This is a genomic window from Vibrio casei, from assembly GCF_002218025.2.
GTDB lineage: Bacteria > Pseudomonadota > Gammaproteobacteria > Enterobacterales > Vibrionaceae > Vibrio > Vibrio casei.
Genome location: NZ_AP018680.1, coordinates 1,137,416 through 1,158,533, shown reverse-complemented (window position 1 = coordinate 1,158,533; position 21,118 = coordinate 1,137,416). Strand labels below are relative to the sequence as shown.

The following is a 21,118-nucleotide window of genomic DNA, read 5'->3' as shown; positions in this document are numbered from 1 at the left end:
AATGCTAAATAAGAGGCTTTTTTGTTTTTTCGATTGTGCCTAGGCCAATAAAATTAAGGGGCTAAAATTCGTCTTACTGTTTCTAAATCTTCAGGGGTATCCACCCCAGCGGCAGGGGCTTCGTTAGCGAGCGCAACATGAATTTTTTCACCGTACCAAAGCACGCGTAATTGCTCTAATGATTCTATTTGTTCTAATGCACTTGGTTGCCAACCAATGTAAGTATTAATGAAACCAGCACGATATGCATAAATACCGATATGGCGCATCAATGGTTGACGAATGGTTTTATTGTCACTAGCCCAAGCGTCGCGATCCCAAGGAATTGAAGCGCGGCTGAAATAAAGTGCGTAGCCATCTTTATCCGTTACGACTTTTACGGAGTTTGGATTAAACACTTCTTGTGGTTCATCGATGCTTACGCCTAAGGTTGCCATTGGAGCAGTGCTATTGGCTAGGTTTTCAGCTACTTGTTTAATGATACTAGGTGGAATTAATGGTTCATCGCCTTGCACATTTACGATGATATGATCATCAGCAATGCTCATTTTTTTAATCACTTCCGCTAAGCGTTCGGTACCAGATTGATGATCGGGGGATGTCATGCACACTTCCCCGCCAAACGATTCTACCGCTGTTTGAATACGAACATCATCAGTGGCAACAATCACTCTATCTGCACCCGCTTGTTTTGCTTGCTCGTATACCCATTGAACCATGGGTTTACCCGCGATATCGGCCAGAGGCTTCCCTGGCAAGCGTGAAGATTGGTAGCGAGATGGAATAACAACCGTAAAAGACATTAGCGCCCCTCGTCCATCGCCATTTTACGCGCTTCCACTTCCAGCATTACGGGAATACCTTCTTTAATGGGGTAAGCTAAACGATCTAATTTACAGATAAGCTCTTGTTTATCGTTATCTAGCGTTACTTTCCCTTTACAGATTGGGCAAGCAACGATTTCAAGTAGACGGTGATCCATATTGGGCTTTAACCTCTATAATTTTTTGAATAATATTTTGTGTGTCGCTTTCATTAATATTGGCAGAAACGGGTAAGTACCACCAATTATCTTGAGCATATTGATAGCATTTTACGGCGTCTTTTTCTGTCATGATCAAATGTTGGCCTTGCTTCGCTAACGCCGATAATTCCGATGGTTCAAAGGTTTGGTGATCAGCAAAGGCTTGTGTTTTCACCACATCAGCCTCTAAATCATTTAACGTGTTAAAAAAACGAGGAGGGTGACCAATTCCAGCAAAAGCGACTAATTGTTTTAATGCTTGAACAGGCATTCTTTCCCCTGTCTTTAAATTAACAGCATCACTTGGTGCTAGCATCATGGCGATTTCACCTTGTTGAGCAGTGCCACCATTGGTAATCAAGAAATCCACGTCAGACAAGCGTTCTAAGCCTTCGCGTAAAGGCCCAAAAGGAATGTAATATTGATTACCAAAACGGCGTTGACCATCAATGACCACCAATTCAATATCACGCTCTAACGCATAATGTTGTAAGCCATCATCCGTCACAACAATATCGACATCTTGTTCAAGTAAAGCTTTAACTGCTTGACTACGAACAGGATCAACAGCAACCGGTGCACCCGTTCGTCGCTTGATCAATAATGGTTCATCTCCCGATTGCGCCGATGGTGTGTCACTTTGAACCAATAAAGGGTAATGTTCAGTTTTTCCACCATAACCGCGAGACACCACTCCAGGTTTAAAGCCAAGAGATTGCAGCATTTCTACCAACCATATCACCACAGGTGTTTTACCATTACCACCAGCCGTAATATTGCCCACGACAATAACTGGAACCGGCGCTCGGTATGTCGATTGTTGACCAGATTGATAGCGTTGACGACGATGACGACTTACGATTTTAAAAATCAAACTTAGCGGCCACAGTAATGGCGCGAGTAACCAACCAAGTGGGTGGCGATGAAACCATATTTTTTCAATCATCGCCAACATCCATGAACTTGAACGCTTACTAACACTTTATTCACCAAATTGAATACGGTGCAATTGAGCATAAGCACCGTCTTTTGTGATTAATTCAGCATGGTTACCACGTTCAATTATTTCGCCTTCATCGACGACTAAAATCTGGTCCGCTTCTTCAATTGTCGATAAACGGTGAGCAATCACAATCACGGTTTTATTCTTTTGCAATTCATCCAATGCCGCTTGAATTGAACGCTCAGATTCCGTGTCTAATGCTGAGGTCGCTTCATCTAGAATCAGTACAGGTGCATCACGCAATAATGCACGAGCGATGGCAAGACGTTGACGTTGCCCCCCAGATAAACTCACACCGTTTTCACCAATCATGGTATCGAAGCCATCGTCCATACCTTCGATAAATTCAGTAGCATGGGCCAGATCCGCTGCACGCTTTATTTCTTCGATGCTGTAACGATCTTGCGCTGCATAGGCAATATTATTGGCAATAGTATCGTTGAATAAATGAACGTTTTGAGACACTAAAGCAAAGTGAGAACGTAAATTAGATAAGGTGTATTCACGCAATTCATGCCCATCAAGATAAATCTCCCCTTCATCCACATCATAAAAACGCGTGAACAAATTGGCGATAGTACTTTTACCTGAACCTGAACGCCCGACTAGGGCAACGGTTTTACCTGCCGGCACATCAAACGAAACATCCCTTAGTGCAGGCGTATCTTTGGTTGGGTAAGTAAACGTGACATTTTTAACCGATAAATTACCCGTTACTTTTTCAACTTCTTTACTGCCTGTATCCACTTCAGGTTTCATTTCAACTAATTCAAATAAAGTTTGGCAAGCAGCCATCCCTTTTTGGAAATCGGACGTGACATTAGTTAAGGCTTTTAATGGACGCATCAAGGCAAACATCGCCGAAAAGATCACAGAAAATGTACCTGGTGTTAACTGCTCTTTTATTGAATCAATGCTGGCAAGATACAGCACAACAACCAAAGCAATCGAGGCAATAACTTGAATAATGGGGTTAGCAGCAGCTTGAGCTGAAACCAATTTCATGGATTGCTGACGCATTTTATTACTGACGCTATCGAAACGTTCTTTTTCAACGCTTTGACCACCGTAACTTAACACCACCTTATGCCCTTTCAGCATTTGCTCGGCAGAAGACGTCACATTGCCCATGGTGTCTTGCATGTTCTTACTGATCTTACGAAAACGTTTTGAAACGATACCAATGGCCCATGCAACAATCGGAGCAATGACGATCAAGACCAAAGAAAGCTGCCAGCTATTCCAAAACATTAAGAATAACAAACCAATAATACTCGCGCCTTCACGTACAATACTGACAAGCGCCTTACTGGTTGCCGCAGCAACTTGTTCTGAGTCATAGGTAATACGGGAAAGTAATGAACCGGTCGATTCTTTATCAAAATAGCTGACGGGCATTTGCATAAAGTGATTAAAGAGCTTACGGCGCATTTCCATTACCACATTGCCCGACACCCAGCTCAAGCAGTAGGTCGAAATAAATCCACTCAGACCACGAACGATCATCATACCCATGACAATAATCGGTAATATTTTTAGAAAATTAGATTCCGTACTGCCAAACCCTTCATCCAGTAAAGGCTTCAACAATGACACCATATAGGTATCACTGGCGGCATTAATAATAAGAGCAATTGAAGCAACGATTAGACCCGCTTTATAAACGCTGATCATCGGCCACAATTTCTTAAAGGTTTGGAAAGTTGTTTCGTCTTTTTCGACTTTGGTGTCTTTTTTATGAGTCATAAAGGCTTAATTTTAATTAGACAATTGCCCTCATTCTAACCCTTTACGAACAATCTGCCTATACCAAGGCTCATATTGGTTTCCTCTCTTTTTCTCAATCAACCATTGTTTTTCATAAACCGAAATGGATATTGCGCCTGCATTTCCCGTATCCAACCATCTTATCCCTTGCTGTTGATATCGTTCTACCACATCCTTTGCGGGTAAATTCCATTGGTTATTTTTCGCCACCGACGCAAGCGCTAGCTCAGGTTCTACGGCTTCAATAAAAGAAAATAGCGACGATGTACGGCTACCATGATGTGGCACTGACATCACTTGAGCTTGTAGGTCAGGGTATTGACGGGCAATTAAGATCTCAGAAATCGCATCGATATCGCCCGTCAGCAATAAAGAAAAATCACCATCGGTAATCTGAATAACACAAGAATGAGGATTGTACGCTCGATCAACCCTTTTTGGGGGCCACAGCGCTTCAAACTGCAATTCACCCCAACGCCAAGATTCCCCCTGAACACAAGGCTGATAACCAGCTATATTCTCACTGCTTCTTTTCCACTTGGGGTTTAATTGATCTTCTACTACGGTACGCCCACCTGCATGATCAGAATCGGTATGACTAATCACGAAGCCATCAAGCTGATGAATGCCCTTTCTCTGTAAGGTCGGAATAATAACGGATTGCGCCATGCTCCCACCCGGCCAATTAACACCAGTATCATATAAAACCCACTTCCCATGCTGACTAATTAATATGGCCAAGCCTTGTGCTACATCCAACATATCAATTCGCCACTTTGGTTCAGGTTTAATAGGAAAAATCAATACACACAAAAAACCCAACCAAAGTGCCATAACCGAAAAGTGCCAACGAAAGCGTAATAACACAAGCGAGATACTGAATAAGAAAACCCCATAGCCACACCATATAGGCATGTTTACCCACACGCCAGAGCTCCGTTCTAGTACCCATAAGACAGGCCTTAAAGAAACATCAACCCACTGCCAAATAAAAGCAGAATCCACATCATTCCATAGCCCTGTGATCGCGGTAATGAATAACGATATGAATAATAGTGGTACCGTCACAACACTTACCCATGGAATCACAACAATATTAACGAAAGGAGAAATCCAACTGATTCCCCCAAAAATGATAATACTTAACGGTGATAAACCAATAAAAATACCCATTTGTACAATAAGAATACTGCGTATTTTTTGCACCCAAAAATGAGAAGAAGGCCAAATAAACCAAAGCGATAAGTAAATAATAAGAATGGCATAAAACGACAACCAGAAGCTGACTTGTAAAATAGAAAATGGATCCAAAGCGAGTATAAAGCATAGGCTATATAATAAAACCTGCCAGCTTGCCCAATAAAGTCGCATCGCCTTCATAAAAAGAAAAGCCCCTCCCATGATCAACGCACGTTCCGTGGGCAACGAAAACCCTGCTAAATAAGCATAGAATAAGGCCAATAAACCAGAAAGAATCAGAGGAAAATAAGCATAACTGCGGTAATTAAATAACGAACATTGTGATAATACGATTCGAGCTGCAATACCCACCCACCAGCCAATCAACATAGCCAACCCAATATGCAGCCCCGAAATGGCCATAAGATGCGATAGCCCAGTGTCTTTGAGTTGCTGCCACTGCTCCGATTCAATATAACTACGATCACCAAAGCCTAGCGCCAATAGATAAGCAAAGGCAGGAAGATCATGGCTTTGAGAAGCCACTTTCCCATGCAACCATAAACGCCAAGAAGAACTCGGTGAAATTTTGTGGTTATCTGGGTGGCTAGATTCAATAACTGCTTTACCGCTCCAACTATTAGCGACATAATATTGTTCACTGTCAAAACCTGCATCGTTCAAACGCCCAATAATCGGTTTTATTGAAACATGCAGTTGCCAATACTCACCCAGTTGAGGTGTGTAAATTTGATCTGAAAATGAAGATTCAAATACCTGAATAGTTGGCCTTAGCCCAAAAGGCACCTTACTTTCATCTATTTGGTCGACTAAAAACGTAAATTGACCACCGTGATCCGTTGGCTGGTAAAGATTAACCACTTTCCCCTGCAAGGTTATTTTCTCACCATGTTGGAAAAGTAAAGAGGTTCGATCTTTAAATAAATTGGCGTGCAATATCACCACGGCACAACCGATTATTGCCCCCATCGCCCATTGTGCGGAATTAGTGAGGTAAAGAACTAGAAATAGTACTACAATCGGCAGCAGCCATATTGATGTTGGCATGCTTGACCATAGCACACCACTTGCGACACTAAGCATAAATCCGATCATATTTAAATTGCGATTAATACGAGCCACCCACTTATGCCAAAAAAATTACTACAACGTTTCATGCCTAACCATGAAACGATAAAAAACCAAAAAGCATTAAAAATATTTGGAAACGTTTTATACAATCCAAATTTATGGTCTTTGAATCGCCATTCTGCGGCAGGTGCTTTTGCGGTGGGTTTATTTATTGCATTCATTCCACTCCCTAGCCAAATGCTTATGGCTTCTGGTGCTGCGATTATGTGCGGTGTTAACTTACCGTTATCGGTTGCTTTAGTGTGGGTAACTAATCCCATCACCATGCCTTTTTTATTCTATTTTGCGTATCGTGTTGGCTCTTGGATCTTGCACAACCCAACCCAAAATTTCCATTTTGAATTGACGTGGAATTTCTTCGTAGAACAAATCAATACTATCGCCCCACCTCTGTTATTAGGTTGTTTCGTATGTGGCGCGGTATTAGCAACTATTGGTTATTTTGGTATTCAAGGACTATGGCGCTATTCCGTTGTTCGCAGTTGGAAAAAACGACGCTCAAGATAATAGTGTTCAAATTCGTTAAATGCCGTTCACTCAGCGCAAGTTAACTCAATAACACACCAAAATTCAGTTTTTAAATGCTCCCTTCCTAAAGGGAAATAAAAAAGTGCTACCAAGTTAAAGTTCGTAATGAACCATCTTGATAGCACTCTTTTTTTTGAGACAACTTTTATTCATACCATACAATAGAAACTGTCTATATGAATCTTAGTATGCTCAACCCAATGTATCGTTATTTTGCACTCAATACCGTCGCTGGATTTAAATGACTCGCGCGTGATGCAGGGTACCAAGTAGCGAGTAGACTTAACGTAATCGCCGTCCCTGAAACTAAAAAGACATCAGGCCAAGCAACTTGCGAAGGTAGAAAGTCAATAAAATAAATATCACCGGACAAGAACTGATGACCAACCAAGGCTTCTATCCCTTTGATGATTGGCGTTAAATTAAACGCAACGGTAACACCAATAACACTACCAATCACACTGCCCAACACACCAGAAAGCACGCCATACCAAACAAAAATACGTTTAATCAGACCATCGCTGGCCCCCATAGTTCTTAAAATAGCAATGTCGGCGGCGCGATCTTTCACGGCCATCATCAAGGTCGACACAATATTAAAGCTCGCCACGCCAATCACTAGCACCATCACTAAATACATAATAGTGCGAACCATTTGAATGTCATGATGCAAAAAGCCGTATTTTTCCTTCCAACTTTTTAAATAAGCATAAACGGGTACATTCACACCCACTTCTCGCACAATTCTATCGGCTTCAAACACCGATGAAACCTTTAACGATATCCCCGTGACGCCATTACCCATATTGAGATATTGCTGCCCATCTTCAAGTGGAATCAACACTAAACCATGATCAATTTGCCCACCAAGACTCAATAACCCCGTCACTTTCAAACGAACCCGTTTCGGTGAACTTAACTGCAATTCATTAGCATTACTACCTGCCGGTGGGATTAACACGGTCACTGAATCGCCAACCTTAACATTCAGCTTATCGGCCACACCTTTTCCTAAAATAATTTGATTTTCGCCCGCACGAAAATTTTGCCAGGCATCTTTATCAACATAATTAGACAAGCTAGAGACCGCGCGCTCAAAATCCGCATCCACCGAACGCACTTCAACTGCTTTCAGTTTGCTTCCACGTTCTAACAAGGCCGTAAAACGAACATACGGTGCAGCAGCTTTTACTTCTTTATTCTTATTAGCGATACGAACAATTTGATGCCAGTCGTCAATCGGGGCTCGTACTCCTTCAATTTCCGCTTGAGGAATAACCGACAGCACTCGATTTTCTAATTCACGCTCAAAGCCATTCATTGCAGAAAGACCAATAATGATCACAGCAACACCCACTGCAATACCAATGGTGGATGAGAAAGAAATAAAAGAAACCAACTTATTCCGCTCTTTTGCTCGGCTAAACTTAGAGCCGATAAACATGGATAAAAACATCGTTATTCACTCACCAACTCAGAATAAGCATCAGGTTGCAGTTGCCAGTTCAAAATGCCATCTTGCATCGCAAATTGCTTATCCATTTTTGATGCTAAATTCGCATCATGCGTCACCACCAAGAATGCCGTACCAAAATCTTGATTTAATTGGCGCATTAAGTCGTAAATTTCCAACGCCGTTTTTTGATCTAAATTCCCCGTAGGTTCATCGGCTAATACTAAATCGGGTTGATTCACCAATGCGCGCGCAATGGCAACGCGCTGCCTCTCACCACCCGACAATTCTGAAGGTCTATGTTCTAAACGATGAGCCAACCCTACTTTTTCCAACACCGCTTTGGCTTTTTCTTTTGCCTCATTCGCTTTCATTTTGCCAATCAATAAAGGCATTGCAACATTTTCTAAGGCAGTAAAATCGGCGAGAAGATGGTGAAATTGATACACAAAACCAATGTGTTGATTACGAAGCTTGGCTTGTTTATTTGCGGATAAACTCAGCAATGATTGCTCAAATAACTGCACGTCACCATGGGTGGCATTATCCAGTGCCCCTAAGATATGCAACAAGGTACTTTTTCCAGACCCTGACGATCCAACAATAGCTAGAAAATCGCCTTTATGAACTTCAAGGCTAACCCCTTTAAGAACCTCGGTTTCTAAGTGGCCTTCACGGTACGTTTTACTAATTTGCTGACAGCTTAATAAAGGTTTCATATTGAGTAGCCTTGTAGCACCGATGTTTGACGCACGGTGACATTGAAAAAATTAACATCGCAAACATCGAAATCAAAAAGACAAAAGGGAGCATTACTCATAACGCAACGCCTCTGCCGGTTTCACTGATGCCGCGCGATAAGAAGGAAATAACGTTGCCAAAAGACTGAGCGCGATGGCAAGAAGGATAACCACCAAAATTTGTACGGGTGAAATCACAACTGGCAACTCAGTGCCGGATGCAAATAATGAAAAACCTAACGTATTCATAACGGCATTAAGATTGGCGGCAAGTAATGTTCCCAATATCCCGCCGACAATCGAACCAATCACGCCACTACTTGCCCCTTGAACCATAAAAATGGCAAGAATTTGATGATTCGTCATCCCTTGAGTCTTTAAAATCGCCACTTCTGATTGTTTTTCCATCACCACCATAATCAAGGCTGAAATAATATTAAATGCAGCAACGGCAATAATCAGCCCTAACATTAAGCCCATCATATTTTTTTCCATTCGTACGGCTTGAAAAAGCTCACCACGTTGATCGCGCCAATCTGACCAATTCCAGTTATTGGGTAAAATATTATCTGACTTCACTTTCTGCGATAAATCGGCCACGACGAACGGATCATCAAAAAATAAACGCCAACCAGACATTGTGTTTTTAGAATAACGCAGTAAGCGCCCCCCATCTTCAATATTGGTCACCATCAACATCGCATCAACATCCGAACCAGTATTGAATATGCCTGAAACAGTAAAGTTACGTTGGCTTGGTATCCGCCCTAATGGGGTAAACTGGCTGGCATTCGTCACCATTAAACGCACTTTATCACCAAGATTCACGTTCAAAATTCGAGCCAATGAATGGCCTAAAAATACATGGTAATCCCCCGCACTTAAATTCGACATATTGCCCATCATCATTCTCTGGGCAAGCGGGTCGTCTTCACGGGGCTCAATACCGATCATTAATCCTGCACTGAGTTTGGAAGCACTTTGAATGATCGCTTCACTACGAACAATCGGGGAAATACGTTCCACATGGGGAATCTGTTTAAGGAAGGTCGGGGGAGTCGGTTCAAACGGAGTACGATCATCACCTTGACTGACAACCGCTTGTGGTAATACCCCAAGAATTTTTTGCTTTAATTGGCCTTCAAACCCATTCATTACTGATAAAACCGTTACCAAAGATAAAACACCAATCGAAATGCCTGCTGTCGACATATACGACACAAATCGGCTGAATTTATCCCCTGAACGACCTTTTAAATATCGCAAACCAATAAAGGCCGATACTGGATGAAACATGCACGTATCCTAGATAAAGTAATGAAGAAAAATAATGAAAACAGAGAATAACGATTGTCTGAACGATTTACCAATAACAAAGTAAGAATTGACGAACTTCTGGCATCAATTTTAGTGTTCCCCTTGATTAGTTGTGCCACATAGCGATAATCAGAAGAAATAATCGTCTCTAGAGCGTGTTTGTTCAAATTCGATTGCATTCTCAATTTATAAAAGCCCAATCAAATTATGTCTGAAACATCATCAAATAAGACCACTTTATTGACACTGCCTTTACCGGAAAAAGAAGGCGACAAGAAGCACATTGGCCAACTTATGGGTGGCGCACTCGCCTTAACCATTGCCGAGCTTTCTCAAAAGCATGCTGGCGTAACATTGCTTGCTGTACCTGACCACCAAATGGCAATAAAGCTTCATCATGAAGTTTCACAATTCACGACTCATTCAGTGTCACTCTTTCCGGATTGGGAAACGTTGCCTTACGATAACTTTTCGCCTCATCAAGACATTATTTCAGACCGTATTGCCCAGCTTTACCAACTTCCGACTCAGCAATCGGGCCTTATCATCATTCCAATCAGCACATTATTACAGCGCCAGTCTCCAAAAGAGTATTTGCTGAAAACGACATTGATGGTGAAAAATGGCGACTTATATTCGCTAGACAAACTACGCATGCAGCTTGAAAAATCTGGCTACCGCCATGCCGACCAAGTGTTTGGCCCTGGTGAATATGCCAGCCGCGGCTCGATCATTGATTTATTCCCTATGGGGTGTGATAACCCTTATCGAATTGATTTTTTTGATGATGAAATCGACAGCATTCGTACGTTCGACGCTGAAACCCAACGCACTATTGAAGACATCAACGAAATTCGGTTATTACCAGCGCACGAGTTCCCAACGACGGAATCAGCAATAGAAGATTTTAGAATTCGGTGGCGTCAACGCTTTGAAGCCAGACGAGAACCTGAATCGGTGTACATGCAAGTTTCGAAAGGTATTTGGCCTGCCGGTATTGAATATTGGCAGCCGTTATTTTTTGAGCACACCGACACCTTATTCGACTACTTACCCGATAACACACTGTTACTGACCTTAGGCGATCTTGAAGCCACTATTGATCACTTCTTAGCGGATGTAGATTACCGCTATGATCAACGTAGAGTAGACCCATTACGCCCATTACTGGAGCCGAACGAACTCTGGCTAAAAAAAGATGAGCTTTTTGGTTACTTTAAAAGTATGCCTCAAGGGTTACTTTCTATTGATCCTATTCAAGAAAAAGCTGGGCGCGTTAATGCCCCTTTCAGCCCATTACCAAACCTGCATGCTCAGCATCAATTAAAAGAACCCCTTTCCGAGCTTCGTCAATATCTTGAACAATACGCTGTCGAGAACCCAATCGGAAAGATCGTTTTTTCTGTTGAATCGGAAGGGCGTCGTGAGGCTCTCAACGAACTACTTAGCCATATCAAAATTCGGCCAAAAGAATTTGATAGCCTAGGGCAAGCTTTACAATCAAAGGATAAATATACCTTGGTTCTGGGTTCCACCGAACATGGATTTATTCATCATGGCCCAGACTTTGTCTTCATTTGTGAAAGTGATGTGCTTGGCGACCGAGTTATCCAGCGTCGTAGAAAAGATAAAAAAGCCGTCAATAGTGATACCATCATTAGGCATCTTGCTGAGCTAAAACCAGGGCAGCCTGTCGTTCACCTTGATCACGGTATTGGTCGCTATATTGGACTGCAAACCCTAGAAGCCGGTGGGCTCACCACGGAATACGTCACGCTCGAATATCTCAATAATGCCAAACTTTATGTGCCAGTATCGTCATTAAATCTCATCAGCCGTTATTCTGGTGGCGCTGAAGATACCGCACCATTACATAAATTAGGCAGCGATGCGTGGAACCGAGCACGTCAAAAAGCCGCAGAAAAAGTTCGTGATGTCGCCGCTGAATTACTCGATGTTTACGCTAAGCGCGAAGTCAAAAAAGGCTTTAAGTTTATTCATGACCGTGAGCAATACGTTAACTTTAAATCCACCTTCCCCTTTGAAGAAACCGACGATCAATCTACGGCGATTAATGCTGTACTTTCTGACATGTGCCAAGCCAAAGCAATGGACCGATTAGTATGTGGCGATGTTGGTTTTGGTAAAACAGAAGTCGCCATGCGAGCAACCTTCCTTGCCGTCGATAACAGTAAGCAAGTGGCCGTTTTAGTACCAACCACCTTACTTGCTCAGCAACACTTTGAAAATTTCCGTGATCGATTTGCTAACTTACCAATACGAGTTGAAGTGCTTTCTCGTTTTAAATCAGCTAAGGAACAAAAACAAATCTTAATAGACCTTGCTGAGGGCAAAGTCGATATCATTATCGGAACACATAAACTGTTACAAGATGATATTAAATTTCGCGATTTAGGGCTATTAGTGGTCGATGAAGAGCATCGGTTTGGTGTCCGTCAAAAAGAAAAAATGAAAGCCATGCGTGCCGATGTCGATATTCTGACCTTAACCGCAACACCAATCCCACGAACGCTAAATATGGCGATGAGTGGCATGCGTGATTTATCGATCATCGCCACACCACCAGCCAGACGTTTAGCAATTAAGACGTTTGTTCGCCAAAGTGAAGACAGCGTGATCCAAGAAGCCGTGTTACGTGAAGTTATGCGTGGTGGCCAAGTTTACTTTTTGCATAACCAAGTTGAAACTATTGATAAAGTCGCCGACGATCTCGCTAAACTCATTCCAGAAGCACGGGTTACCACTGCACATGGTCAAATGCGTGAACGCGAACTAGAAAGCATCATGAATGATTTCTATCACCAACGCTTCAATTTACTGGTTTGTACTACCATTATTGAGACGGGCATTGATGTCCCGACGGCAAATACTATCATCATGGACAGAGCAGATAAACTAGGCTTAGCGCAGCTTCACCAATTACGTGGCCGAGTAGGTCGTTCTCATCACCAAGCCTATGCATATTTATTAACACCACATCCTAAAGCCTTAAGTAAGGATGCCGTAAAACGCCTTGATGCCATTGCATCACTTGAAGATTTAGGGGCCGGTTTCACCCTTGCAACACACGACTTAGAAATTCGTGGCGCGGGTGAATTACTCGGTGATGAGCAAAGTGGCCAAATTCAATCTGTTGGTTTTTCTTTGTACATGGAAATGCTTGAACAAGCCGTGAACGCACTTAAAGAAGGCAAAGAATTATCATTAGATGAGCTTTTACGAGAACAAACTGAAGTCGAATTACGCCTACCGGCATTACTACCAGATGACTACATTCCTGATATTAATACACGTTTATCCATGTACAAACGTATTGCCAGTGTCAGCAATGAAGATGAACTCACTGAAATGAAAGTAGAATTGATTGACCGATTTGGTACACTGCCAGACGCTGCAAAAAACTTATTAGTGATAAGCCAAATGAAACTCCAAGCGGCGAGAATAAAAGCGAAAAAAATCGAAGCACATGATAAAGGCGGTTACATTGAATTCTTACCAACGGCAGACATTAATCCTGCATTTTTGGTTAAACTACTTCAATCAGCACCGAAAAAATTTGCGATGGAAGGACCCACTAAGTTCAAGTTTATTGTACCATTAGCAGATAGACGTGAACGCGTTAGCTTCATCAATGACTTATTAACTCAATTTCAGCAAAACCGGCTACCAAAAGCAGGATAACGATTTAATTAATCAGAGCTACTTGATTCATTTTAACAATTTGAATAAGTCGCTCATTAATTTTATACCAATACATTTACTAACTAAGGTGCATATCGTGAATCGATATACACCTTTGATTATGGAGCACCAATGAAAAAACTGATTATCTTCCTATTAGTTTTTGTTTCATTACCAACACTTGCACGATCTTTTGACATCGAGGTCATCATTTTTAAGCGCAATGTTGCCCCCACTCAAGTCAATGAAGCTTGGCCTCAAGATCTTGATCCAATTAATTTTGAGCGTTCTTTTTCATATCGAGATAAGGACATGATGTCTTCAAATGGCGCGTTCTTATTGCCAAGTGGGTATTACCGTCTAAACCGTCAATTTGAAGCACTGGAGCGTCATGCTGGCTTTAAACCATTAGTTCATGTTGCTTGGCGTCAAACCGATCGTGGCCCTAGCCGTGCACCGATTCTTCACATTCAAGCTGGCCAAGATTTCTCAGGCAACTATGCACCTGATGGTCGATCTTTAAGCGCGATTACTGAAGATGGCACACCCACTTCTATCGAAAAAAGGCCATTAAATGAACTTGATGGTACGATTCAAGTATATGTTCAGCATTACTTATATCTACAGACTAATTTAGATTTACGCGTACCAGGAAAAAATGAAGTGGTTTTGCAAAATTCTGTTCTAGATGCAACAGATGAAAATGACGATGGCATGGTACAAGTCGGAAACCTTGAACCGATTAAACCCAAAGTCGAAGTTCAAGATTTCTTAAATAGCTACCGAATGCAGCAAAAACGCCAAATTCGCAGTGGAGAGACACATTATTTAGATAATCCACTAATGGGTGTCATTATCCAAATACGTAAAGCTCAATAAAATTTAAGTGAAAAAATATAAAAAGAGGCCATTTAGGCCTCTTTCGTATTTAACATGGACGATAAGCCTATTATGACTCCAGATCTACAGCTTATTACTTCTCGCCTAACACTCAGGCTTATTCACGCAGATGAAGCTAAACAACTGTCAACAATGATTCGTCGATCTCCTTCTTTATATCCTTGGCTAGATTGGTGCCACCAAGATTTCACCACTTCTGAAGCGGATGATTTTTTATTACACACTCGCTTAAATTGGGTGAAAAATATGGCGTATGGATTTGGCGTATTTACTCGAAATACCAATGAGCTCATCGGTATGGCAGCGTTAACCGATCGAGCTTTCAGTTTTAATATGGGCACCATTGGTTATTGGATACAAGATAGCCACCAACACCGAGGCTATGCTCAAGAAGCCACTCAAGCTGTAATCCAATTTTGCTTTCACGACTTAAAACTCACTCGTATTGAATTTATTTGCGATCCGGGCAACCTTGCCAGTCACCAAGTGGCTTTAGCTTGTGGTGCAACCAATGAAGGGCTAGCACGTAACCGTTATATTTTTAATTCCCAACCTAAAGATGGGTTGGTATTTTCCGTTATTCCATCAAATGGATAACATAAAAAGAAAAAGGGCTTATCACAATGTGAAGTGATAGCCCCTTTTCTATTTCTAGCATTTATAATTTCTAGCGTTTATAAATAACAAATTCAATTTGAATCAATGAAGTTTCAAGTTCGGACGCAGCACGCGGTTAATACGCCCAACTAACATCATTAGTCCCGTTTTAAAGCAGCCATGTAAAGCCACTAAATGCATGCGGTAAAGCGAAATATAGACAATACGAGCGATACGTCCTTCGATCATCATAGAACCTTTACTCAAGTTCCCCATTAAGCTCCCCACTGTAGAGAAACGACTTAATGATACTAATGAACCATGATCTTTATATACATAAGGCTTCAAAGCATGGTCATTGATCATCGCAATAATATTGCTATAAGCTCGGCTTGCCATCTGGTGCGCAGATTGCGCCCTAGGTGGAACAAATGAACCATCCGCTTGTTGGCAAGACGCTAAATCGCCAATAACAAAAACATTATCATCTCGCGTCGTTTGCAAAGTTGGTTTAACCACCAATTGATTGATACGATTAGTTTCTAACCCTGCGATGTCTTTCATAAAATCGGGCGCTTTAATCCCAGCAGCCCAAACCATTAACTGCGCAGGAATACGCTCACCATCTTTCGTTACAAGACCATCAGAATCTGCTTGAGTCACCATCGTCGCAGTACGAACATTTACCCCTAACTTTGTCAGTTCGTGATGTGCAGCCGCAGAAATACGAGGTGGTAATGCAGGAAGGATTCGCTCTCCCGCTTCAACAAGATTCACATTCAGCTTGCTAGAATCTAAATCTTCAAAGCCGTAAGTATGTAGCTCTTTAATCGCGTTATGTAATTCAGCAGATAATTCCACTCCCGTAGCACCACCGCCGACGATGGCAATATCCACTTTACCTTCACCATGTATCGCATGCAGTTTAAGAAACAAATTATTCATTTCTTTACGGAAACGGTGCGCTTGTTCTGGGCTATCAAGGAAAATACAATGTTCTTTAACACCTGGAGTATTAAAGTCGTTTGACTTAGAGCCAATCGCAAGCACTAAAATATCGAATTCAATTTCACGTGCGGGAATCAATAATTCATTATTTTCATCACTAATCGCACTTAAAGAGATGGTTTTACGTTCACGATCAATCCCATCAAGGCTACCCATTTGAAAATCAAAATAATGATTTTTAGCGTGAGCACGGTAACTTAACGCGTCAACGCCCTCATCAAGAGAACCGGTCGCCACTTCATGTAATAAAGGTTTCCATAGGTGGCTATTATTGCGATCCACCAAAGTAATGCTTGCACGGCGTTTACGCCCTAATGTACGGCCTAATTTTGTGGCAAGCTCTAAACCTCCAGCACCGCCACCAACAACAACTATTCGCGTCATCTGACACTCCTAAATTTATAAAGATAAAATGTCTTCGGCTCGGTTATTTACCAAACCAATAAATTCTTTCAATGCTAAATCGATACTTTAAGAAGAGGTCATCTTTGAGAGATGAAAAAAGTGGTTTCGTATCGGGAAATCAAAATATGCGAATTGAGTCTCAGTCATATTCTATTTTTTGGTGAATCCTCAAAAAACTTGATCTGGCTCATTATATCCACACCTATATTAGGATCAATAAAAACCGACAATAAATCTATAGACATAAAAAAAAGAACCTAACAGGCTCTTTTTTTAAATAATACCATCAGAAAATGAGGTCAAATTAAGTTTGTTTGAAAGCTTTCATTTTTTGTAGGTGCTGAGATATTTTCTTAAATTTATGGCTTTCTTTTTCATCCCAAATCACTTGATAATGCGGCGATAACAGATCATAAGCGTCTTGATTACTTCGAATTTCATCATGACGAGATAAAAATACGATACAATTTTCTTTATTTTTATCTCGGTAATCAGTAATGCATTTCGTCGAGATATCGGTGTATTCTTCAGGACGATTAATTCGCCCCTGCATATTCTCTTCAGGGTGAAGATTGGGATTAAATATTGCCTGTTTTATGCCACATAAAAAACCAATACGTTCAGACCAATAGCCTCCTAACCCAACACCACAGATTAACGGCATGGGGTCATCACTTTGTTCAATCACTTTGGACACTTCTTTCAGCAAATGCTGCATATCATGTTTAGGGTGTAAAGTACTGTAATTTATAAAACGCACATCATCATCAATAAATTGTAACTGCAACACTTTTTCATGGTTACCAGGGCTTGTACTATCAAAGCCATGTAAGTAAATGATCATTGAACCATCCTCAGTTCTCAGTTGATAATTTAATCTATCATTTTTATTGTGGTTTTAAAGCATTGTTTCAAAGTTTCTTAAACAAGAAAGGCGGAACAGTGATCTACATTATAGCTTGGGTATATTTATTCTTATCTAAAAACCATCTGCTTTCAGTTGATTATCAAGTATCTCTATTGCTTTTCTATCGGATGCACGTTCATGAAGACACAACGACACTTGATGCCACAATAATGCCATAAAACGTAAAAATGGCACCCAACGTTGAACAAGTTCCGTCCAAGATTTAAGGTTAATATTGCAATTCTTTGAATACGATTTCAGACTTTCATCGATATCAAACTGACCCGCAAGAATGCTAGTGGTAATATCAATAATAGGGTTTGATAATGCAGCGTACTCCCAATCGATAATCACTAGAGCGGCATTCGGTTTTTGAATAATATTATAATCACCCAAATCAAAATGGCACAAACACGCCCCTTCTAACACCATTGTTTGCTGTAGTAGGCTTTCACTTTCAACATATAAACGTTCGAATCGTTGGGTCTGAATAGGCGTTCGCGCTTGCTCTGGTAAGGATGCCCAATAAGCCATAATGCAAGCCCTATAATCAAATTCTTTAATTTTAGAATGAGGTTCAATGATCCACGGATATTGATGTAAGTCTGAAAGGCTTTTCATAACTAAATCGAGATTATCACCTTTAGTAACATCACAAAGGGTGACTCCATCAATCCATTCAACCAACAAACCTTCAGGAAAAAGCGCTTCCACTTTTGGGGTAAAATCGGCTTGTTGTAACGCGGTGAGAATTTGATATTCATGCGGTCGACTGATCGACAACGTTTCTGTAGAAAAAGAACGTGGTCGCCATACATAATGACGACCACATTGTGTTGTGACTTTCCAACATTGATTAGTTAACCCTCCAGTAAGTGGGCTGGCTCCAATCAATGTCTTAGACCACTTTTGCTTCAATATTGCTAAACTTGGTTCTTGTTTAACATACATATCTACGCAATCTATGGTCATAGTAGTTTACATGCCAAAAAAGCTTTTCGACTCTTGTTTGCGAATTTCGGTTTCATCGGCCCATTCGATTAGACCCGTTTTCAAATCCATCAAACGCATCGTCATTTTGTAATATACGTCAGTATCGCTACCTGCTGATTTTACAATGCTCGATAAGTTACCGTATAGCATGTATTGAGCACCAAGCATTTGACCAAATTTTACTGCGCTACTTTGATCAACAAGCTCGTCATTATTTTGGAAATTTAAGTTTTTACGAACCGTTTCGACTTTGTCCATATCAACGAAACGGAATTTCCCTGAGTTCAATAACTTAGTACTAACCGAATCCGTAATCGATTCCGTATCAATGTGCTCACTTGTTTTGTTTTTAATCGAATCAACAAACACGATTGGGCGACCATTAATTGCAGCAACTGAGCCAGAGGCTAGCATGCTATCGACCATTTCATTGGCAATTTTTTGCAAATCAGTTGACCCGAAATCGACCGTTGTCGTTTCTGCAGAATTCGCATCACCATACTGAACTTTATTCGCACAGCCACCTAATACAACCGCTAAACCCAATAATACAATGGCACTTTTTTTCATCACAAATTTCCTTTATTTATCTTGTGGTCGAATCTGAATACGAAACTCTTTTGCATTCGGATTAACGGACACTTCACTTAAACTTATTGATTCATAACCACGAAGGGTAAATTGACGCCACGCACCTTGCTTAGCATTCACTTCCAGCCCTTGTTCATCGTACCAATAAAAACGATATTGAAGATTTTGGTTATCTTCATATTTGCTGGTAATTTTCACTAAGCCACGGGTATTCCCGTTCATGTCTTTGGCGTCGATATTATCAATCGTCAATCGATCATCCAAAACATTATCGCCATAAAGCACTTGCTGACTTGCGCTATCTATTCGTAAACCCGCAGTATTATTTGAACAACCAACTAATGCCACCATTCCTAAAAAGACAACTAACCACTTTTTCATTGAATCGCTCCTAATTGTTTATGCCACAATGTCGTTGCATTACCTTGACGAGATACCCATACGAATGTACGTTTATTCGCGCTAATATTAATTGGATATTGCTTACCCTCTGCAACAATAAAATGCTCCCCTTCCGATAAGTTTACACTACTGCTATAGACTTGCGCAGGTAAAGTCAGCCAACTTCGAGTGTCTGGTTGCTCGGTTGCAATATTCCATAAACTCACGATTAAGTTAGCCACACCAGAATCATCTTGTTTAGCAGCCTGCCGGCTTAACTGATCTTTAACATATAAACGAAGCCCCTGCTTCAATACCATCGTAGCAATACGCTCACTCAAATCATTTTGTGCCATTAAATTTGTATCAGCTAATAAACTTGGGTATAAACTTTGATCGTCTAATATTAAAGGGGAAAAATTTTCCACTCTAACATTCTTATAAACAGGCAAGGCAACGCTATAGAATCGAACTTGCCCAGAGCTATCCCATAACGGCAACGACAATCGCCAACTATTCTTTGCCGAGACAACACCACGTTCATCAATAACAATCAATTGTCCCTGACCTTTTGGTATCACCTTTGGTTCACCATATTGTTTCACTAACGAGCGTAGGTCTTGATTCATCCCTAAACGCTTCGCTATACGAATAGTCGCATCGATAATTTCGCTATTCTCGGGGTTAACCGCAAGTGCACGTTTATAATCTATATAAGCGTCATTTAACTGATTATCCGCTTCATATAACGTGGCAGACAAAAATAAAAGATAACCATTTTGAACCGCTTGTAAGGTTTTTCCTGCATCAGGGTATTGCGACAAAATACTGCCCAAGTTAGGTTGCACACCATTTTTCTTCATTTTATCTTGCGCTTCTTGCAATTCCTGTTGGCGGCGCTTTTTCGCTTTTTCTTGTACCTGATTTGCTCGACGCATTTCAACAAGTGCACCTTCTAAATTATTTTTCTGTAGATAATTTAGTCCCAAATACAAATGCAAATAACCGAGTTCATAATCGGCAGGCTCATAAGTCGTTAAGTTATCATTAGTCGCAAGCGATCCCGCTTGGTTCGCACTTTCAGAAATAGAAACAGTCGATCGTTGAGCCAATTCTGTCGCGGCTTTATCACTTAATTGAAGAGCAGTAAAACTTTGTGGGTAGTTCTCCGCTAAGAAAGACACTCGCCCCTTTTCCATGTTACTTAGAATGGGTCCACCAACGTTAGAATCTTCTAGTTCAGATTCCGCACTTTTATAATTACCAGCCTTAACCTCAGAATAAACATCACTATTTTGGGATGCATAGTGACTAAATAGATTCCCTGCCGATAAGTTCGCACAAGCAGACAGAAGCAGGCTTGATGACAAAATCACCAAAGCTCTTACTTTCATCCACCAGTGATTCAAAGGTAAGTCAGACTTAATGCCAAGAATTATTTTTGATTCAATCATTGTCGGTGATTTATATA

General features: G+C 41.0%; 18 protein-coding genes. 4 read left to right on the top strand and 14 right to left on the bottom strand.

Annotated features, from left to right (window positions below; translation table 11 throughout):
- Positions 1-53: 53 nt before the first annotated feature.
- The 5 genes from kdsB to VCASEI_RS05540 are packed head-to-tail and all read right to left on the bottom strand — an operon-like array spanning position 54 to position 6,041.
- Positions 54-803 (bottom strand): 3-deoxy-manno-octulosonate cytidylyltransferase, encoded by a 750-nt coding sequence (gene kdsB / locus VCASEI_RS05560; protein WP_086959259.1) that lies wholly within the window; start codon positions 801-803, stop codon positions 54-56.
- The gene (locus VCASEI_RS05555; RefSeq protein WP_086959257.1) at positions 803-982 is read right to left on the bottom strand and encodes a Trm112 family protein; all 180 of its coding nucleotides are present in this window, start codon (positions 980-982) and stop codon (positions 803-805) included. Before VCASEI_RS05555 ends, kdsB begins: the two co-directional genes overlap by 1 nt.
- The gene (gene lpxK / locus VCASEI_RS05550) at positions 963-1,970 is read right to left on the bottom strand and encodes a tetraacyldisaccharide 4'-kinase (RefSeq protein ID WP_089110890.1); all 1,008 of its coding nucleotides are present in this window, start codon (positions 1,968-1,970) and stop codon (positions 963-965) included. Before lpxK ends, VCASEI_RS05555 begins: the two co-directional genes overlap by 20 nt.
- 36 nt (positions 1,971-2,006) lie before the next feature.
- Positions 2,007-3,773: a lipid A ABC transporter ATP-binding protein/permease MsbA gene (msbA, locus tag VCASEI_RS05545; RefSeq protein WP_089110889.1), complete on the bottom strand. Its 1,767-nt coding sequence runs from the start codon at positions 3,771-3,773 to the stop codon at positions 2,007-2,009.
- Between the two features lie 30 nt (positions 3,774-3,803).
- On the bottom strand, positions 3,804-6,041 hold the full coding sequence (locus tag VCASEI_RS05540) for a DNA internalization-related competence protein ComEC/Rec2 (protein ID WP_162621026.1): 2,238 nt from the start codon (positions 6,039-6,041) through the stop codon (positions 3,804-3,806).
- Between the two features lie 81 nt (positions 6,042-6,122).
- On the opposite strand from VCASEI_RS05540, the gene VCASEI_RS05535 reads away from it, so the two are divergent.
- Positions 6,123-6,632 carry a DUF2062 domain-containing protein gene (locus VCASEI_RS05535; RefSeq protein WP_089110887.1) on the top strand — a complete coding sequence of 170 codons (510 nt, stop codon included), beginning with the start codon at positions 6,123-6,125 and terminating at the stop codon, positions 6,630-6,632.
- A 229-nt stretch (positions 6,633-6,861) separates the two neighbouring features.
- Here the strand turns inward: VCASEI_RS05535 and lolE are convergent, their stop codons facing one another.
- From lolE to lolC, 3 genes are all read right to left on the bottom strand, one after another.
- On the bottom strand, positions 6,862-8,109 hold the full coding sequence (lolE, locus tag VCASEI_RS05530) for a lipoprotein-releasing ABC transporter permease subunit LolE (RefSeq protein ID WP_089110886.1): 1,248 nt from the start codon (positions 8,107-8,109) through the stop codon (positions 6,862-6,864).
- A gap of 2 nt (positions 8,110-8,111) precedes the next feature.
- On the bottom strand, positions 8,112-8,825 hold the full coding sequence (gene lolD, locus VCASEI_RS05525; protein ID WP_089110885.1) for a lipoprotein-releasing ABC transporter ATP-binding protein LolD: 714 nt from the start codon (positions 8,823-8,825) through the stop codon (positions 8,112-8,114).
- Positions 8,826-8,918: 93 nt separating this feature from the next.
- On the bottom strand, positions 8,919-10,142 hold the full coding sequence (lolC, locus tag VCASEI_RS05520; RefSeq protein WP_089110884.1) for a lipoprotein-releasing ABC transporter permease subunit LolC: 1,224 nt from the start codon (positions 10,140-10,142) through the stop codon (positions 8,919-8,921).
- Between the two features lie 228 nt (positions 10,143-10,370).
- Between lolC and mfd the strand changes: the two genes are divergently transcribed.
- From mfd to VCASEI_RS05505, 3 genes are all read left to right on the top strand, one after another.
- Positions 10,371-13,865: a transcription-repair coupling factor gene (mfd, locus tag VCASEI_RS05515; RefSeq protein ID WP_089110883.1), complete on the top strand. Its 3,495-nt coding sequence runs from the start codon at positions 10,371-10,373 to the stop codon at positions 13,863-13,865.
- Positions 13,866-13,997: 132 nt separating this feature from the next.
- Positions 13,998-14,744 (top strand): peptidoglycan binding protein CsiV, encoded by a 747-nt coding sequence (locus VCASEI_RS05510; protein ID WP_086959240.1) that lies wholly within the window; start codon positions 13,998-14,000, stop codon positions 14,742-14,744.
- 72 nt (positions 14,745-14,816) lie between these two features.
- Complete coding sequence (locus VCASEI_RS05505; protein WP_086959271.1) at positions 14,817-15,362, top strand: GNAT family N-acetyltransferase; 546 nt, start codon at positions 14,817-14,819, stop codon at positions 15,360-15,362.
- A gap of 102 nt (positions 15,363-15,464) precedes the next feature.
- Here VCASEI_RS05505 and VCASEI_RS05500 read toward each other — a convergent pair whose 3' ends face one another.
- The 6 genes from VCASEI_RS05500 to VCASEI_RS05475 form a co-directional block, all read right to left on the bottom strand.
- Positions 15,465-16,754 carry an NAD(P)/FAD-dependent oxidoreductase gene (locus VCASEI_RS05500; RefSeq protein WP_086959238.1) on the bottom strand — a complete coding sequence of 430 codons (1,290 nt, stop codon included), beginning with the start codon at positions 16,752-16,754 and terminating at the stop codon, positions 15,465-15,467.
- A 325-nt stretch (positions 16,755-17,079) separates the two neighbouring features.
- On the bottom strand, positions 17,080-17,619 hold the full coding sequence (ycfP, locus tag VCASEI_RS05495) for an alpha/beta hydrolase YcfP (protein ID WP_086959236.1): 540 nt from the start codon (positions 17,617-17,619) through the stop codon (positions 17,080-17,082).
- A 135-nt stretch (positions 17,620-17,754) separates the two neighbouring features.
- Positions 17,755-18,654, bottom strand: coding sequence for a phosphotransferase (locus tag VCASEI_RS05490; RefSeq protein ID WP_089110882.1), 900 nt, complete (start codon positions 18,652-18,654; stop codon positions 17,755-17,757).
- Positions 18,655-18,660: 6 nt separating this feature from the next.
- Positions 18,661-19,245: a penicillin-binding protein activator LpoB gene (lpoB, locus tag VCASEI_RS05485; protein WP_086959232.1), complete on the bottom strand. Its 585-nt coding sequence runs from the start codon at positions 19,243-19,245 to the stop codon at positions 18,661-18,663.
- Between the two features lie 12 nt (positions 19,246-19,257).
- Positions 19,258-19,647 (bottom strand): YcfL family protein, encoded by a 390-nt coding sequence (locus tag VCASEI_RS05480; protein ID WP_089110881.1) that lies wholly within the window; start codon positions 19,645-19,647, stop codon positions 19,258-19,260.
- Positions 19,644-21,041 carry a COG3014 family protein gene (locus VCASEI_RS05475; protein WP_089110893.1) on the bottom strand — a complete coding sequence of 466 codons (1,398 nt, stop codon included), beginning with the start codon at positions 21,039-21,041 and terminating at the stop codon, positions 19,644-19,646. Before VCASEI_RS05475 ends, VCASEI_RS05480 begins: the two co-directional genes overlap by 4 nt.
- Between the last annotated feature and the right edge of the window lie 77 nt (positions 21,042-21,118).

Bases quoted from the DNA above. Each gene is read 5' to 3' on its own strand.
- kdsB (WP_086959259.1), bottom strand. From the start codon at position 803: ATGTCTTTTACGGTTGTTATTCCATCTCGCTACCAATCTTCACGCTTG.
- VCASEI_RS05555 (WP_086959257.1), bottom strand. From the start codon at position 982: ATGGATCACCGTCTACTTGAAATCGTTGCTTGCCCAATCTGTAAAGGG.
- lpxK (WP_089110890.1), bottom strand. From the start codon at position 1,970: ATGATTGAAAAAATATGGTTTCATCGCCACCCACTTGGTTGGTTACTC.
- msbA (WP_089110889.1), bottom strand. From the start codon at position 3,773: ATGACTCATAAAAAAGACACCAAAGTCGAAAAAGACGAAACAACTTTC.
- VCASEI_RS05540 (WP_162621026.1), bottom strand. From the start codon at position 6,041: ATGCCAACATCAATATGGCTGCTGCCGATTGTAGTACTATTTCTAGTT.
- VCASEI_RS05535 (WP_089110887.1), top strand. From the start codon at position 6,123: ATGCCAAAAAAATTACTACAACGTTTCATGCCTAACCATGAAACGATA.
- lolE (WP_089110886.1), bottom strand. From the start codon at position 8,109: ATGTTTTTATCCATGTTTATCGGCTCTAAGTTTAGCCGAGCAAAAGAG.
- lolD (WP_089110885.1), bottom strand. From the start codon at position 8,825: ATGAAACCTTTATTAAGCTGTCAGCAAATTAGTAAAACGTACCGTGAA.
- lolC (WP_089110884.1), bottom strand. From the start codon at position 10,142: ATGTTTCATCCAGTATCGGCCTTTATTGGTTTGCGATATTTAAAAGGT.
- mfd (WP_089110883.1), top strand. From the start codon at position 10,371: ATGTCTGAAACATCATCAAATAAGACCACTTTATTGACACTGCCTTTA.
- VCASEI_RS05510 (WP_086959240.1), top strand. From the start codon at position 13,998: ATGAAAAAACTGATTATCTTCCTATTAGTTTTTGTTTCATTACCAACA.
- VCASEI_RS05505 (WP_086959271.1), top strand. From the start codon at position 14,817: ATGACTCCAGATCTACAGCTTATTACTTCTCGCCTAACACTCAGGCTT.
- VCASEI_RS05500 (WP_086959238.1), bottom strand. From the start codon at position 16,754: ATGACGCGAATAGTTGTTGTTGGTGGCGGTGCTGGAGGTTTAGAGCTT.
- ycfP (WP_086959236.1), bottom strand. From the start codon at position 17,619: ATGATCATTTACTTACATGGCTTTGATAGTACAAGCCCTGGTAACCAT.
- VCASEI_RS05490 (WP_089110882.1), bottom strand. From the start codon at position 18,654: ATGACCATAGATTGCGTAGATATGTATGTTAAACAAGAACCAAGTTTA.
- lpoB (WP_086959232.1), bottom strand. From the start codon at position 19,245: ATGAAAAAAAGTGCCATTGTATTATTGGGTTTAGCGGTTGTATTAGGT.
- VCASEI_RS05480 (WP_089110881.1), bottom strand. From the start codon at position 19,647: ATGAAAAAGTGGTTAGTTGTCTTTTTAGGAATGGTGGCATTAGTTGGT.
- VCASEI_RS05475 (WP_089110893.1), bottom strand. From the start codon at position 21,041: ATGAAAGTAAGAGCTTTGGTGATTTTGTCATCAAGCCTGCTTCTGTCT.